Consider the following 14,573-nt stretch of genomic DNA (forward strand, 5'->3'; position numbering starts at 1 on the left):
CATGCGCGGTGCACTGAAGCGGACGTTCCAGGGGAATCTTCCCCCCGCTCAAGTGTCGACGGAGCCGCACCCGCGCTGCTATGCACCTCGCCATGGAAGTCCTCTCCGCATCGCGCCGCGCGCTCGTCGCCGCGCTGGCCCTGACGTTGACCGCCTGCCCCAAGACGCCTTCCCGTACTGACAGCCGGGACGACACCTCCGGGGGTGACTCCACCCAGCCCAATCGCCCGCGCGTGGAGGTGAAGCAGGACGCCACCGCGAACGCCGCGCTCGCGCAGGCTCGCACCCAGGCGCAGTCGAACCCGGACAAGAAGCAGGCCGCGGAGGCCTACCTGTCCGTGCGCAAGGCGTACCCCGCCACCACCGCCGGCCAGGACGCGCTCTACAACGCGGGCGTCCTCTACTTCGAGGCGAGGGACTACGCGAACGCGCGCAAGAGCTTCAACGAGCTGCTCTTCGAGAACCCCCTCTACGCCCAGGCCGATGACGCCAAGCACAAGCTGGCCGTCTCCGCCATGGAGGTGGGCGCCTACCGCGACGCGTACCAGACGCTCACCAGCCTGGCGGAGCGCGCGGAGGGCGCGGAGAAGGAGCAGCTGCTGAGGGAGGCCGCGCGCGCGGCGGAGGGCGCGGGCCTGTACACGCAGGCGCTGTCCTCCGCTGTCAAAGAGGCGGGCGACGCCCGGACGGATGAGGAGAAGGCCGCCGCGGTGAAGAAGGTGGAGCAGCTGGTGGAGGGCCGCGCCAGCTTCCTCGACATCGCCCGCGTGCAGGAGGGGCTGTCCCCGTCCAACCCCGCGTGGCCGGTGCTCCAGTTCAAGCTGGCGCGCATCTACTACCACCTGCGCGACTGGTCCCGCCTGGAGGAGACGCTCCAGACGTTCCTGCGAGATGCGCCCAACAGCACCTTCGCGCCGCAGGCCAAGGAGCTGCTCGCGCGTGCGACCCGCCGCGTGGAGGTGCGTCCGCGCACCGTGGCGGTGCTGCTGCCCATGTCGGGCCGCTACCAGCCCATCGGCGAGGCGGTGCTGCGCGGCGTGAAGCTGGGCCTGCAGGGCAGCGACATCGAGCTGGTGGTGAAGGACACGCAGGGCGACGTCAACAAGACGGGCACGGCGATGGAGCAGCTCGCGTTCGACGATGGCGCCATCGTGGCCCTGGGCCCGCTGCTGGTGGACGACACCAAGCGCGCGGCGCTGCTGGCGGAGGAACTCCAGGTGCCGCTGCTGACGCTCAGCCGTCAGGAGGGCATCACGGACATTGGCCCGTACGTCTTCCGCAACATGCTGACGAACTCCGCGCAGGCGCGCGCCATCGCGGACTACGCGATGAACGTGAAGGGCTACAAGCGCTTCGCGGTGCTCTACCCGAACATCCCCTACGGTGTGGAGCTGGCCAACGAGTTCTGGGACGACGTGGTGTCACGCGGCGGCGTGATGCGCGGCGCGGAGTCGTACTCGTACGACCAGACCACGTTCACCGGTGAAGCGAAGCGCCTGGTGGGCCGCTACTACCTGGAGGACCGCGGCGACTACGCGGAGGCCGTGCGCGACGTGCAGGGCGAGAAGATCACGGACGCGTACCGCCGCCGCAAGGCCATGGAGAAGGCACGCAGCGGCGTGGAGCCCATCATCGACTTCGAGGGCCTCTTCATCCCGGACGACTGGCGCCGGGTGAGCCTGGTGACGCCCGCGCTCGCGGTGGAGGACATCGTCACCAACGCGTGCGACCCGCGCGACCTGGAGCGCATCCGCAAGACGACGGGCAAGAAGGACCTGAAGACCGTCACGCTCTTCGGCACCAACCAGTGGTCCAGCCCCAAGGGCCGCTCGGGCCTGCCGGAGCTCCTGGAGCGCGGCGGCAAGTTCGTCACCTGCTCGGTGTACGTGGACGGCTTCTTCGTGGACTCGCAGCGGCCGGCCACGCAGAAGTTCGTGAAGAGCTACCGCGACGCGTACCGCGAGACGGGCCGCGACCCGGGCCTGCTGGAGGCCATCGGCTACGACTCGGCGCGCATGGTGCGGCAGGTGCTGGACAAGCAGCGGCCCAACACGCGCGCGGCGATGCGTGAGGCGCTGGCGGGGCTGAAGGACTTCGACGGCGCCACCGGCCGCACCTCGTTCAACGACAAGCGTGAAGCGGACAAGCAGCTGTTCCTGCTGTCCGTGGACAACAAGGGCGTGAACGAGATCAACGTGGACAAGGAGAAGGCCGCCGTCCGCGGGTCGGGTTCATGAGACAGCGCACCGGGGGCTTCGTCCTCGCGGGCGTGCTGACGCTCACGGGCTGCGCGCACACGGCCGCGGGTCTGGCGCCGGACACGCTGGGCCGGTTGGAGTCCACGTCCGGAGGCTTCCTCTCCGGCGCGGTGGAGGGCTTCGACGGGGAGCCCACCGTGCTCAACCGCAAGGACTTCATCTGGGCGCTGGACTTCGCGCCGCGCGGCCAGCGCGTGGCGTACACGCGCCTGGGGGACAAGGCGTACCACGTCTCCATCTGGGACCTGTCGCCCGCCGCGGCGAAGTCCGGTGACGCCCGCGCGCCGGTGATGCGCGCGGATCCCTCGGTCAACGTCCAGCAGTACGACCTGGAGGGCGTGACGTTCTCGCCGGACGGCTCGCGCGTGGCCACGGTGAGCCGCAGCGGCGCGGTGCAGCTCTTCGACGCGGCGACGGGCTCGCAGGTGGTGGCGCTCGCCACGGAGGAGCCGCTGGTGTCGGTGGCCTTCCACCCGGATGGCAAGTGGCTGGCGGTGGGCAGCGCGCAGGGCCTGGTGTCCCTGCTGTCCGTGCCGGAGCTGGCGTTCGGCGCGGAGGCGCGGCTGCACGTGGGGCCGGTGAGCGCGCTGGCGTTCGCGGCGGACGGGACGCTGTACTCGGGCGGCTGGGACGGGCACGTGCGCGCGTCGGACACGCCGGAGCAGGTGCTGAAGCCGGACGTGGCGCGCACGCACTTCGAGCGGCGCGGCGGCTTCGCTGCGGTGCAGGGCCGCGTGGACAGCGGGCCGCCGGTGGTGCTGGCGCTGGATTCGCGCACGCCGGTGGTGGTGCTCACCACGGCGGCGGCCACGGCGTCCGGTATCGACGTGGCGTTCCTGAAGGACACCGTCACCGTGCCGGGCGCGCTGGGCAACACCGTGGCGCGGCTGTCGCGTGGACGCACGCTGCGCTTCAAGCAGCTGACGCTGCCGGGCGTGGACGTGGCGGTGTGTGACGCGTGCGTGCCGCAGGGCAGCCAGGGCGTGCTGGGCGCGCCCTTCGCCGAGCGCGTGGACACGGTCTTCGACGAGACGACGGCGGAGGCGGTGTTCACGCTCAAGGGCGGCGCTCCGGAGGGGGCGAGCACGGCGATGGCACGGGCGCTCTCGCCTCGGCTGGACTTCACCTTCCCGGCGCACGTCAACGACGTCACCGTGGACGCGCGGGGAAAGCGGCTGGGCGTGGCCTTCAGCCAGGAGAAGGCGGAGCGCAACCGCACGGTGTACGAGCGCGAGCGCAAGGGCATCCAGGAGCCCCAGGGCCCGTGGAACGCGGGCGCGCTGGTGGACGCGGTCTCCGGTCAGGTGCTGCGCAAGTGGGAGCTGCACCACGGCGTGGTGTCCACCGCTGCCATCGCGCCGGATGGGCGCTCGCTGGCGTCGGGCGGATGGGACCGGCGCGTGTATCTCTTCGCCGAGGGCGCGCCGGAAGCGGCGGGTGAGCTGGAGTTCGGCTGGTCCGTGCGGCGCGTGCGCTTCTCGCCAGAGGGGCATCAACTGGGCGTGGCCGCGTGGACGCCGCAGAAGGCCACCGGCAGCCAGGAGAGCGACCCGGCGGCGGTGGTGGTGGGCGTGCGCTACGCGTCCCCCGCGGTCGAGGCGCGCGCGGCTCAGTAGTTGAGGAACACGGCGCTGCGCGGAACGCCGCGCTGGGCCAGCTGGGCCATCACGTCCTGCACCATGTCCGAGGGGCCGCACACGAACGCGATGGCGTGTTCCAGCGGCTCCTCGCCCAGGTGGGCCTGCACGTAGCCGGTGAGGCCCTGCCAGCCGCTGGCGCCGGGGCGGCTCACGGTGCACAGCACGCGCACGCCGTCTTCCAGCCACTGCTGCAGTTCGTGCTGGTACGCGAAGCCGCCCGCCGTGCGCGCGCCGAAGTACAGCGTCACCCGGCCATAGGCGCCGCGCTCCTGTCGCACGGCGGCGATGACGGGGCGGATGGCGGAGATGCCGGAGCCGCTGGCGAACAGCAGCAGGTCGCGGCCGCGCGCCTTCTCCATGGGGAAGCCAGGGCCCGCCGGACGCGTCACCTCCACGTGCGCGCCCAGCGGCAGGTGCAGGAGCGCGGACGGCAGCGTGCCTTCGTCCTTGAGGAGGAACTCCCACCGCGTGCTGTTGAGGGCGGGCGGCGAGGCGATGGCGAACATGCCCGGCTGCCCACCGGGAAGGCGCAGCTGCACGTACTGTCCCGGATGGGCGTGCGAGCCCACGAGCGGCGTCCCGCCGATGTCGAGCACCCAATCGGTGAGGCCATCCGCCGCGGGGGTGCGGGCGGTGACGGTGGCTGTGTGCCAGTCGCTCATGGGGACTTTCTAACCCGTCCTCCTGGCACGTGCCTGCCCTGCTAGAGTCGTGCCCGTGAAGACCGTGTTCTGGCTGTTCATGTTCCTCGTCGGCCTGGCCGGCGTGGTGATTCCGATCACGTACCTCTACACGGCCAGCAAGCTGCCGCGGCTGGAGAGCGAGTTCGACGTCGAGAGCCAGCTGCGCCATCGCATCGAGGGCGACCGGATGAGTGTCCTGGCCGGCCGGATGGACCAGGGCATCCGGGACCGCTCGGCGGTGACGTTCACGCGGCCGGACTTCTCGCGGATGCCCAAGGACCTGGTGGCGCTCTATATCCGCCAGATTGAGTGCCCCACCTACTTCCAGACGCCGCGCGAGGATGGGCGCGCGTGGGCGTGGCGCCTGTTCGCCGGCGTGACGTTGGGCACCGCGCCTCCGGGGGACGGGTCCTGCGAGCGGCGGCTGGCCATGCGCATCGCGCGGGAGATGGGCATCGAGGGGGACCTGCAGCTGTCCGTGGCCGCGCACCGGCTGCACGCCTTCTTCCAGAAGGATCAGCTCGTCGCGTACGACCTGTCCATCATCCGCTTCGAGCGCGGCGTCGTCGGCGTGGAGGACGCGGCCCGCAAGCTCTTCCACCGCGAGCTGGGAGAGCTCCAGTTGTCGGAGCTGGCGGAGCTGCAGCTCGCGCTGCCGCCGTACGGGTATTACGGCGACATCAAGGCGTGCAAGAACGCGGGCCTCATCCGGCAGAACCGCGACATGCTGTTGCAGGACCTGGCGGGCTACGCGCTGGTGAGCGAGGAGCGCGCGCGCAACGCCATCGCGCAGCCGGTGGCGTGCGTATCGGTGAAGTAGCGGGCGGTCAGCGCCGGACTTCCGCGGGCACCTGCGGAAGCCAGCCCACCTCCAGCGCGCCCCACAGGCCCAGCAGGATGGCCTCCGCGGCGTCGTGGCGCAGCGAGGTGGGGCGGGGCGCGTGGGACCAGTCGATGACCCGCCGCGCGAGTGTGTCCGCGGCGTCCTTGGCCAGCGAGCCGCTGCGCTGCTCCCGTGCGTAGAGCAGCCGGTGCCGCCAGTCCTCCGCGGCCACGCGAAGCACGGGCAGGGCGCGGCGCAGGGCCTCGCGCTCCCAGACATCCGCGATGGGGCCACCGCCCTCCAGCACGAGCCACGCGAGCGGAGACGCGTCCTGGAGCACGGCGGGCACCGCGCGCTTGAGCCGCGCGTGCGTGCCGAGGTTCTGCGAGCGGTACCACTGAAGCCGCCCGTCCGCGCCGAAGCGCGCGAGCCCGCAGCGCAGGCCCAGGTCCACCGCGAGCAGCGCAGGACCCGGGGGCGCGGTCATGGCGTGGGCTACTTGAGGTACTGCTGCTTCCAGCCGCGGAGCTCGCTGAGGATATCCGCGCGGCCCGCCGCGTCGTCCGCGTTCTCCAGCCGCTTGATCTGCTTGTCCAGGTAGTTGAGGGCGGCCTGCTGGGTGAGCCCCTTGTGGACCTTGTTGTCGGCGTACAGGGGGCTGTTCTCGACCTGCTTCACGGTGTCGAGGATCAGATTCTTCACGGCGGACTCGCTCGAGGACTCCGTGCGCTTGGGCGCCGGGACGTCGCGGACGGTCTTCACGGCCACGGCCTTGACGGTGGGCGGCACCGGTTTCGCCGGAGGGGGCTCCTCGACGGCAGGCGCGGGAGCGGGCTCCAGCACGGGCGCGGCGACGACCTCCGGCGCGGGCGGGGGCGGCGTGGGTTCCACCTTCGGGGCGGGAGGCGGCGGAGTGGCGACGGCGACGACCGGCGGAGGCGCCTCGCTCCCTCCGCGCGTGGCGATGACCACGCCCACGGCGGCGAACAGCACGGCCGCGCCCACGGCGATGGGGACCAGGCGGCGCAGGGACGACGTCTCTTCCTGCGGCACCATCAGGTCGTCCGGCGGGACCGGCGGAGGTACCTGGGTGGTGGGGCGGCGCGCGTCCGCGTCGCTGACGGCGACCGCGGGCTTGGGCGGCGCGGGCTCGACGGGAGCGGGCGCGGTGGGGTTGGTGCGCGTGGCGCGGAGGGTGCGGCGCAGCTTGGACAGGTGCTGACGCAGGGCATCCGCGGAGTTGGGGCGCGTCTCCGGGTCCTTGGTGAGCATCTGCAGGATGAAGGCGTCCACGGCGGGCGGCAGGTCGGGGACGAACTCCGACGGCCGGGGAGGGCGCGCCTCCACGTGCTTCATGAGCAGGTCCACCGGGGAGCTGCCGATGAAGGGCAGCCGGCCGGTGATGATTTCGAAGGTGACGACGCCCATGGCGTACAGGTCCGTCATGGGTCCCACGGACTGGCCGCGGGCCTGCTCGGGCGCCATGTACTCCGGAGTGCCGACGACCATGTCGGTGCGCGTCTGCGCGGTGCGGACGGTGGGCCCTTCGCCGCGCTTGGCGAGCCCGAAGTCCAGCAGCTTCACGTAGCGCGTGCCGTCTGGCTGGCGCACGAGGAAGATGTTGCTGGGCTTCAGGTCGCGGTGCACCACGCCCGCGCCGTGCGCGGCACCCAGGGCGGCGAGCACTTCATCCAGGAGGGACAGGGCCTCCGGGACGGGGAGGCGGCCCTTCTCCGCGAGGATGGCGTCCAGCGGCTGGCCATCCAGGTACTCCATGACGATGTACTGGCGGCCGTCCGGGAGCTGGCCGAAGCCGAAGATGTCGATGATGCCGCGGTGGCGGATGGCGTTGACGGCGCGGGCCTCCGCGAGGAGGCGGGCCACCTGTTCGGACGAGTGCGCCAGCTCGGGGCGCAGCACCTTCACGGCGACGCGCTTGCCGATGAGGGGCTGGATGCCGTCGTAGACGAGCCCCATGCCGCCCACGCCAATGCGCGAGCGCAGCTCGTACTCGCCCAGCTTCAGGCCGATGAGGGGGTCGGTGATGGCGGTGGCTTCAGTACCGGGGTGCTCCACGATGACCTTCGGTTCCGGTGGAGTCGGATGGAACGACGACAGCACGACGGTGCCATCGCGAGGGCACACCGCCGTCTCGGACGGAACGGTGAGGCCGCAGGTTTCGCAGATCAACTCGGATGACATCTCCACCACGGGGGAGCGTAACAGGTGAAATCCCGGGAAGCGAAGTCAGGGCCCGGGGCACGCCGGGCAAGCAAACAGGCACTTGCCCCCGGGTCGCGTTTTCTCACCCGCTGGTGTCACACAGCGGGCGATGTGGTGGGTCAGGGCGTGGTGCGGCAATCGAAGGTTGGAGCCTGGGTACCCGTGCTGCCCCGATTGCCCGTGCTCGCGCCACCCTCGCCGCCATTGCCGGGCGAGACGCTGCTGCTCTCGTCCACCGTGACTCCCGCGTCCAGCAAGCACCAGACGCCAATGGAGGGCCCACCCGCGCCACCGCCGCCCGGACCGCCCTGTCCGCCGGAACCGCCATTGCCGCCCCGGCCGCTGAATCCTCCGTAAGTGAAGTAGGACTCGTTGGAACCGGCGTCTACGCGGAGGTCGGAGCGCAACCCTGGAGACCCACCCAGCCCGCCTTCGCCGCCAGCTCCTCCTTGAGTCCCGGCGCCGCCATTCCCACCACCGTGTGTGGTCAGCTTGGAATCATTGCTGACGGTGACGTCGGCTTGGAGCAGCAGTACTGCGATGGATGCGCCGCCACCGCCTCCACCTGTTCCTTGTTGGCCTCCGCATCCTCCGCTCCCGCCGCCTCCTCCACCTCCTGCGGCGCCAATCTGCGATGGATGAATGTCTTCCGCGCACGCACCTCCCGAACCACCACCACCACCGCCAGCACCGGGCTTGCCTGCCGCGCCGGCGCTACCCATCTGTTGCGCGAGCATCTGCCAGGTCACCTGAACAGGGTCGATCACACCCATGCCACTGCCAGCGGTTCCTGCATCACCTGGAGCTCCAGCAACGCCGGCATCGCCATCCGCCCCAGCTCCACCAACACAGGTGGAGATGTTGTTGCCGGCATCTACCTTCTGACCCACGACTCCGGCTCGACCGCCAGGCGTGTTGGGTGCACCCACTTCGCCGGGAGTGCCCGCGCTACCCGCTTTACCAGTACCCCCGTTGCCACCGGCATTGGCGGTACTGAATGCGCAAGTGGGCGCAGCGCCGCTCGACCCCCTGTATCCCGGCGTTGGACCAGTCGCATTTTCTCCGGTGCCTCCGTCATGCCCCGCGCTGCCTCCATCCCCGTCCGCGCCTTCCGTACCGCGGCCTCCCTGACCCGCCTCGACGATCGTGTTGCTGAATCGCACTGCTGAAGCACGAATGACCCGAACGGCGATAGAAGGCTCGCCCGCGTTGGGGGCATTCGCGGAGGCGATGTGGAGCGAATCCAGCACCACCTCTGCGTCCGTCGTGTCACGAACTGTGAATGCCAGCGTGCCGCCGTCGAAGAACGTGGTGCCGCCGCCATCCTTGAACCGATCCCAGAACTGGTTCCCGCGCCACGTGTATCCGCCGTAGAGCGAAACAGGCATGTCCACCGCGGGCGCTGCCTCGTTGTACGTACCGGTGCCCAGGTACACGATGTTGCGCCCCGTGCCTCCGTCACGGATCTCCCGGAGGGCGCGAGCCAGGGTCTGGAAGGGCCGCTCGCGGGTTCCATCGTTGCCGTCGTCCCGGCCGTCCGTCGGATGCACGAAGTAGCCCGCGTCCGCGACACCGTCGATGCCGTCGCAGTCGTTGTCGAAGCCGGTCAGGTCGGGGTAGTCCACGCCGCCGTCTCCGCAGGGAGGAGGCGTGACGTCTCCACCGTCGCCCGCATCACCGGCATCCGCCCCACCGTCCCCGCTCGCCTGCGGTCCGCAGCGGCCCTCGCCCTGACAGTTTTCATAGGCCGCGTCGAAGTCACTGCAGCCGCCGACGCTGAGCACCGCACCGAACACCGCGCCCAGCGCGCCGACCTTCCAGAGGTTCCGCATGGCTTTCCCCGTGCTCACTGCCACGTCCCAGCGAAGCTCAGACCACCGCCCTGGGGCGTGAGCGTCACGGACGGCTGAACGTTCGTCTGCTGCACCGGCAGGAAGTACATCAGCGCGCCCGCCGCGATGGCCGCCGCGCCCACGCCGATACCCACCGCGCCAATCGTCTGCGAACGCTTGCCGGAGTCGCGCAGCTTCGCCGCGTCCTGCAGGTTCGGATACTCGTTGTTGTTCAGGTCGCTGAGCTTGCTCCGCGACTGCACGAAGAACACCGTCCCCACGCCCGCGAGCACCACGCCACCCGCCGCCGGCACCCAGGCCCACTTGCGGCGTCCCGGCGTCTCCACCGTCGGCGTGTCCGTCAGTCCCAGTTCGGTGGGCGGCTGCACTCCCGGCGTCAGGTCCGGCCCCGGCAGCGGCTGCTTCACGCCCGGCGTCACGTTGGGCGTCTGCTGCGCCACGGGAGGCGTCACCGGCGGCGCCACCGGCTCCGGACGCAGCACCCGCAGCGTGCGCGGCACCACCACGTCCAGCGACTTGTTGAGCGCGTCCAGCACCTGGTCCTCGCTCACGCCAGGGACCGACTGCTCGACCAGCGGCGCGCCATCCTGCGCCGTGTACACGCGCACGCCCGCCTTGTACGCGTTCAGGTACGGGCCAATCTCCGTCACCATCACCACGTCCGTCTTCGCCGCCAGGCCCAGCGACGCGATGCAGGACGGTTGCGTGCGGTTGCAGCGCATCATCGCCGTGCGCTTCTTCTTCGGAAGCGTGCGCGTCACGTCCTCCACGCGGATCACCTCCAGGCCGCGGGCCTTGAGCTGCTCGGCCACGTGCTCCTGGGCGGTTCCAACGAGGTAGCGCGGCGTTCCCCGCGTCACGTCCGTGGGCGCCAGCAAGACGGTGACGGGTTTCGCGGAGGAAGCGGGTGCGGGCGCCTGGGCGACCACCAGGGTGAGCGCGGCGAGGAAGGGGATCAACACGGGAGCACTTTCTCCCCTGACCCGTCCTCCTCGCAAGGTCAGGATTCGCAGACCCGTGTGGTGGGACAGGGCCCCACCCACCCGGGGGCGACACCGGTGTCCGGCGCCGGGCCTCCCGCGTGGAGGTTTCACGTCGCCGTGGCCGGGGAAGCCCGGACAGGGTCCCCTCGCCTTTGGGCGGCTACCGGCGCGTACGATCCGGAACCGGGCGGATCTGCGTCTTCTCCGACGTGTTCAGCTCCGTCTTCGGCCGGTCGTCGTCCTCGTCCTCATCCGAGGGCGGCGGGGGGGGGCCCGGCGGACGGCGCGTGGGCGTGGCACCCGCTCGCAGCGTGTTTGCCGGCGGGGTGCCGGGACGCGCGGGGGCGGGCGGCGGCCGGCGCGGCGGCGGCGTGTTGCGCGCGGGCGGGGCCTCCGCGAGCAGGTCCTCGGACACCTGCACCAATGGCTCGGAGGGCGGCGTGGAGCGGGTGTCCTCCTGCTCCGCGAACGGGTTGCGCGTGGGCGGCGGCGTCTTGTCGTCGTCCTGCGGAGGCGGCGGGCGCGGCGGCGTCGAGGGCCGCAGCGCCGGAGCGGCCTTCGCGGGCGGCGGAGCCGGAGCGGCGGCGGGCTTGGGCGGGGTCGCCGCCGGCTTGGGGCCAGCGACGGGGCCGTCCGGGGCCGCGTTGCGGAGCACCTGCTCGAACTTCGCCCAGTCCTCCTTGAAGTGCGCGGGGTCCGGCAGTCCCTGCTCGCGGTGCTTCAGCGAGGGGGCCCAGCGCAGGGTGTACGCCTCGCCCACCTGGAAGCTGGGCGGGGGCGGCACGCCGTAGGTGGCGGGGTCGAAGAAGGCGTCGTCCAGGTCGTCGAAGCCGTACGCGCGCGCCTTCTGGATGAAGTTGGGGATGATGCCGGTGGGCGCGTGGTAGCCCAGGATGTTCTCGTGCTCGTCCTTGGCGACGGGCGTGAAGACGAAGATGTCCTGGGTGCGGTACTCGCCCTTCTCGTTGAGGGGCAGCACCTCCGACAGGGCAATCGTCTTGCGGCTGCCGTCGTGGAGGCGTTCGCAGCAGATGACGAAGTTGATGGCGCTGGCCACCTGGGCGCGCACGGCGACCATGGGCAGCTCCACGGACGACATGAGGCACAGGGATTCAATGCGGCGCAGCGTGTCCGTGGGCGTGTTCGCGTGCGTGGTGGCCAGCGAGCCGCCGTGGCCGGTGTTCATGGCCTGCATGAGGTGGAAGGCCTCGCCGCCGCGCACCTCGCCCACCACGATGCGGTCGGGGCGCAGACGCAGCGCGGAGTGCAGCAGGTCTCCCATGTCCACGGCGCCCTTGCCGAACTTGTCGGCGGGGCGGGATTCGAAGGCCACGATGTGGGACTGGTTGAGCTGGAGCTCGGCGGAGTCCTCGATGGTGAGGATGCGCTCCTCGTCCGGGATGAGGGACGAGACGATGTTGAGCAGCGTCGTCTTTCCGGAGCCCGTGCCGCCGGCCACCAGCATGTTGAGCTTGGTGGCGATGCCGGCCTCGATGAGGCGCGCCATGGGCTTGGTCAGCGACTTGAACTTCAACAGCGAGTCGATGCTCAGCTTGTCCTTGAAGAACTTGCGGATGGAAATCGTGGTGCCGTTGCGCGCGATGGGCGGAATCACCACGTGGATGCGGCTGCCGTCGGGCAGACGCGCGTCCAGGCGGGGGCGCTCCTCGGTCAGGGGACGGCCCACGAACTGGGCCATGTTGCGCGCGGCGCCGATCAGACCTTCTTCGGAGAAGGAGGCATCCGTTTTGATCAACCGGCCCTTGCGTTCGATCCACACGTCGGTGGGGCCGTTGATCATGATTTCCGACACCGACTCGTCGTCCAGGTAGAGGAGGACGGGCTTGAGGAAGGCGCGGAGCGACTCGGTGTACATCGTCATGGCGGGAGCAAGGCTAGCGCGCTCCGGCCCGGGCCCCAAGCTCCCGCCTTGAGTGCCTGCTCGCTTTCCGGTGCGGCGTTCCGGCACGATGCCACCCGGAGGTGGTCATCCGCCCTCCGTTCCCGAGGAAGGGGTGCCAGCCCATGCGCGGTCCCTGGTGGTGCTGCCTGGTGTGCTGGCTTGGGGGCTGCGCGTCCTCCGCAGTGCTCGACCCGGACCTCGTGCGGCCAGAGCCCGGGGCTCCCTTCCTGGAGGAAATCCCGGGTCCCCTGCTGGGGCCGTTCGAGTCGGCCTCGGATGCGCTCCTGGCCGCGTGTGGAAAGATTCTCTCGAAGCCCCACGCCAGCGCGGGCCGCCCGGATCATCCCAGCTTCAGCACCCACTGGCGCGTCTCCAGCGAGTACTGCGCATGGCTGTACTACACGCCGGAGCATCAGTACGCCGTCAGCCGGCTCACCGACCAGTCGAAGGTCGATCCCGCTCAGCGGAGCAAGAGTTGCCTGCTGCCCTCCAAGGTCGCGGATGCGCGGTATCCCGCCGACTCGATTCGCTACATCTACGCCCTCCACAACCATCCCTATGGCAGTGCGCTGTCCTCGAATGACCTGCGCTTCATCGTCTCCGAGGGCCGGGTGCATGGCTTCGAGACCGAAACGAAGGGCGGACGCGTGAGGCTCTCCATCGTCGCGTTCTTCTCCAATGCGATGGAGCCCGCGTCGTGTGATGGCTTCCACCAGTACATTCCCCTCACGGGTCAGTTGCTGAAGTGGACACGCACCGCATCGGCGGGATGGCAATGCGAGCAGACGGGGCGCGTCACATGGCACGATGCGGACGCATTGGACTTCACCCTCCAGAAACTCCAGGGCCCCTGCCTGAAAGGGGCGGGACCATGAAGCGGCTGCTGCTCGTGGGTGCGGTCTTGTGCTTCGGGTGCATGCGACGCGAGGCGAGTCCGTCCGATTCGCTGGCGTCGGAGGACCGCTCCATCGTCTTCCCGGAGATGTTCGCGCGAGAGGCGCTGACCATCGGGGCTCCGGGGCAGCCGTACTCGCTGGAAGGGAATCTGCTTCGGGCCATGGTCGTGGCGGCCGATGACTTCCTTCCCCGCCAGCAGGAGGGACTGTCCTGTTGGAGCAAGAGAGAGGCCCATCGCTTCAGGCTCCTCCGTGAAGGGGACATCGTCTTCATCCGCATGGACCTGGACCCGCGTGCCTGTGAACCCGGCAGGCTGTTGCTGGACGGCGGTGTCACGTACGCGGTTCGACTGTCGGACGGACGCATCCTGCGGCGGCTTCACGATGGCGAGCCGGATGGAACGCGCGCCCCTGTCAGCCCCGATGCAGGTGTGCCCACCGGCCCTTCGAACCCGTCCATCCCCGTGGGAGACACCTCCTGGGGCGAACCGCAGCCCTCGTTTCCAGCCCAATGGCTGGACGCCGGGAGCCCCAATCCCTAAGCGGGCCCCCTCAGGACGCGCGCGCTGGTCTAGGGTGCGGCCCACGGAGGGACGCAATGAGCCTGGCCGATGGGTTGCCCGAGGACTGGAAGGAAGTACTGCATGACGCCATCCATGCTCCGTCGTTCACGGAGCTGGAGAAGTTCGTGCGCAAGGAACGCCAGGAACAGACCGTGTTCCCAGCGGAGGAGGATGTGTTCTCCGCGTTCCGCTTCACGCCCTACGCGGACGTGCGCGTGCTGCTCCTGGGCCAGGACCCCTACCACGGCCCGGGTCAGGCCCATGGACTCGCCTTCTCCGTCCAGCCCGGCGTGCCTGCTCCGCCTTCGCTCGTGAACATGTTCAAGGAACTCCAGAGCGACGTGGGCGCGCCGAAGCCTCGCGACGGGTCGCTCATCCCTTGGGCGAAGCAGGGCGTGTTCCTGCTCAACACCGTGCTCACCGTGCGCCAGGCCTCCCCCAACAGCCACGCGAAGCACGGCTGGGAGCCCTTCACCGACGCCGTCATCCGCGCCGTCAGCGCCAAGGAGGACCCGGTCGTCTTCCTCCTCTGGGGCAAGCCCGCGCAGAAGAAGAAGGCCCTCATCGACGAGAAGCGCCACGTCGTCCTGGAGGGCGTGCACCCCTCGCCGCTGTCCGCGAGCAAGGGTTTCTTCGGCAGCAAGCCGTACAGCACCACCAACGCCGCGCTGAAGAAGCACGGCCAGCACACCATCGACTGGCAGCTGCCCTCATAGGAGCGTGTCGCGTGGGTTGGCTATAGTGCCTG

General features: G+C 70.2%; 12 protein-coding genes. 6 read left to right on the plus strand and 6 right to left on the minus strand.

Translation table 11 applies throughout. The features are described from left to right. The first annotated feature begins 92 nt into the window (after positions 1-92). Complete coding sequence (locus GTZ93_RS02625) at positions 93-2,237, plus strand: penicillin-binding protein activator (RefSeq protein WP_257979315.1); 2,145 nt, start codon at positions 93-95, stop codon at positions 2,235-2,237. Beyond that, a complete protein-coding gene (locus tag GTZ93_RS02630) occupies positions 2,234-3,874 on the plus strand; it encodes a WD40 repeat domain-containing protein (protein ID WP_139919888.1) in 1,641 nt (546 codons plus the stop codon). The genes GTZ93_RS02625 and GTZ93_RS02630 overlap by 4 nt, the downstream gene beginning before the upstream one ends. Here GTZ93_RS02630 and GTZ93_RS02635 read toward each other — a convergent pair. After that, positions 3,868-4,560 (minus strand): ferredoxin reductase domain-containing protein, encoded by a 693-nt coding sequence (locus GTZ93_RS02635; protein WP_120575135.1) that lies wholly within the window; start codon positions 4,558-4,560, stop codon positions 3,868-3,870. The two genes, GTZ93_RS02630 and GTZ93_RS02635, sit on opposite strands and share 7 nt — an antisense overlap. Positions 4,561-4,615: 55 nt before the next feature. Between GTZ93_RS02635 and GTZ93_RS02640 the strand changes: the two genes are divergently transcribed. Next, on the plus strand, positions 4,616-5,401 hold the full coding sequence (locus GTZ93_RS02640; protein ID WP_139919889.1) for a transglycosylase domain-containing protein: 786 nt from the start codon (positions 4,616-4,618) through the stop codon (positions 5,399-5,401). 7 nt (positions 5,402-5,408) lie between these two features. On the opposite strand, the gene GTZ93_RS02645 is transcribed toward GTZ93_RS02640, so the two are convergent. The 5 genes from GTZ93_RS02645 to GTZ93_RS02665 all read right to left on the minus strand — a co-directional run bounded on the left by GTZ93_RS02645 (position 5,409) and on the right by GTZ93_RS02665 (position 12,345). Further along, positions 5,409-5,891, minus strand: coding sequence for a hypothetical protein (locus GTZ93_RS02645; RefSeq protein WP_126932936.1), 483 nt, complete (start codon positions 5,889-5,891; stop codon positions 5,409-5,411). A gap of 8 nt (positions 5,892-5,899) precedes the next feature. Next, positions 5,900-7,606 carry a serine/threonine-protein kinase gene (locus GTZ93_RS02650; RefSeq protein WP_161662627.1) on the minus strand — a complete coding sequence of 569 codons (1,707 nt, stop codon included), beginning with the start codon at positions 7,604-7,606 and terminating at the stop codon, positions 5,900-5,902. Between the two features lie 140 nt (positions 7,607-7,746). Next, on the minus strand, positions 7,747-9,483 hold the full coding sequence (locus GTZ93_RS02655) for a hypothetical protein (protein WP_161662628.1): 1,737 nt from the start codon (positions 9,481-9,483) through the stop codon (positions 7,747-7,749). Continuing rightward, entirely contained in the window at positions 9,474-10,442 is a 969-nt protein-coding gene (locus tag GTZ93_RS02660; RefSeq protein WP_139923724.1) for a hypothetical protein, read from the minus strand. Before GTZ93_RS02660 ends, GTZ93_RS02655 begins: the two co-directional genes overlap by 10 nt. 181 nt (positions 10,443-10,623) lie before the next feature. Beyond that, a complete protein-coding gene (locus GTZ93_RS02665; protein ID WP_161662629.1) occupies positions 10,624-12,345 on the minus strand; it encodes a CpaF family protein in 1,722 nt (573 codons plus the stop codon). A 143-nt stretch (positions 12,346-12,488) separates the two neighbouring features. Here GTZ93_RS02665 and GTZ93_RS02670 point away from each other — a divergent pair, with 143 nt between their 5' ends. Genes GTZ93_RS02670 through GTZ93_RS02680 form a run of 3 tightly spaced genes read left to right on the plus strand, consistent with a single transcriptional unit; the run spans position 12,489 to position 14,541 of the window. Beyond that, positions 12,489-13,241, plus strand: coding sequence for a hypothetical protein (locus tag GTZ93_RS02670; RefSeq protein ID WP_139921422.1), 753 nt, complete (start codon positions 12,489-12,491; stop codon positions 13,239-13,241). Then, entirely contained in the window at positions 13,238-13,804 is a 567-nt protein-coding gene (locus GTZ93_RS02675; protein WP_139921424.1) for a hypothetical protein, read from the plus strand. Before GTZ93_RS02670 ends, GTZ93_RS02675 begins: the two co-directional genes overlap by 4 nt. 56 nt (positions 13,805-13,860) lie before the next feature. Continuing rightward, entirely contained in the window at positions 13,861-14,541 is a 681-nt protein-coding gene (locus tag GTZ93_RS02680) for a uracil-DNA glycosylase (protein ID WP_139921426.1), read from the plus strand. The last annotated feature ends 32 nt before the right edge of the window (positions 14,542-14,573 follow it).

It is taken from the genome of Corallococcus exiguus, assembly GCF_009909105.1.
GTDB lineage: Bacteria > Myxococcota > Myxococcia > Myxococcales > Myxococcaceae > Corallococcus > Corallococcus exiguus.

Coding starts and splice junctions, on each gene's coding strand:
- GTZ93_RS02670 (WP_139921422.1), top strand. CDS start 12,489: ATGCGCGGTCCCTGGTGGTGCTGCCTGGTGTGCTGGCTTGGGGGCTGC.
- GTZ93_RS02645 (WP_126932936.1), bottom strand. CDS start 5,891: ATGACCGCGCCCCCGGGTCCTGCGCTGCTCGCGGTGGACCTGGGCCTG.
- GTZ93_RS02680 (WP_139921426.1), top strand. CDS start 13,861: ATGAGCCTGGCCGATGGGTTGCCCGAGGACTGGAAGGAAGTACTGCAT.
- GTZ93_RS02665 (WP_161662629.1), bottom strand. CDS start 12,345: ATGACGATGTACACCGAGTCGCTCCGCGCCTTCCTCAAGCCCGTCCTC.
- GTZ93_RS02625 (WP_257979315.1), top strand. CDS start 93: ATGGAAGTCCTCTCCGCATCGCGCCGCGCGCTCGTCGCCGCGCTGGCC.
- GTZ93_RS02650 (WP_161662627.1), bottom strand. CDS start 7,606: ATGTCATCCGAGTTGATCTGCGAAACCTGCGGCCTCACCGTTCCGTCC.
- GTZ93_RS02630 (WP_139919888.1), top strand. CDS start 2,234: ATGAGACAGCGCACCGGGGGCTTCGTCCTCGCGGGCGTGCTGACGCTC.
- GTZ93_RS02675 (WP_139921424.1), top strand. CDS start 13,238: ATGAAGCGGCTGCTGCTCGTGGGTGCGGTCTTGTGCTTCGGGTGCATG.
- GTZ93_RS02635 (WP_120575135.1), bottom strand. CDS start 4,560: ATGAGCGACTGGCACACAGCCACCGTCACCGCCCGCACCCCCGCGGCG.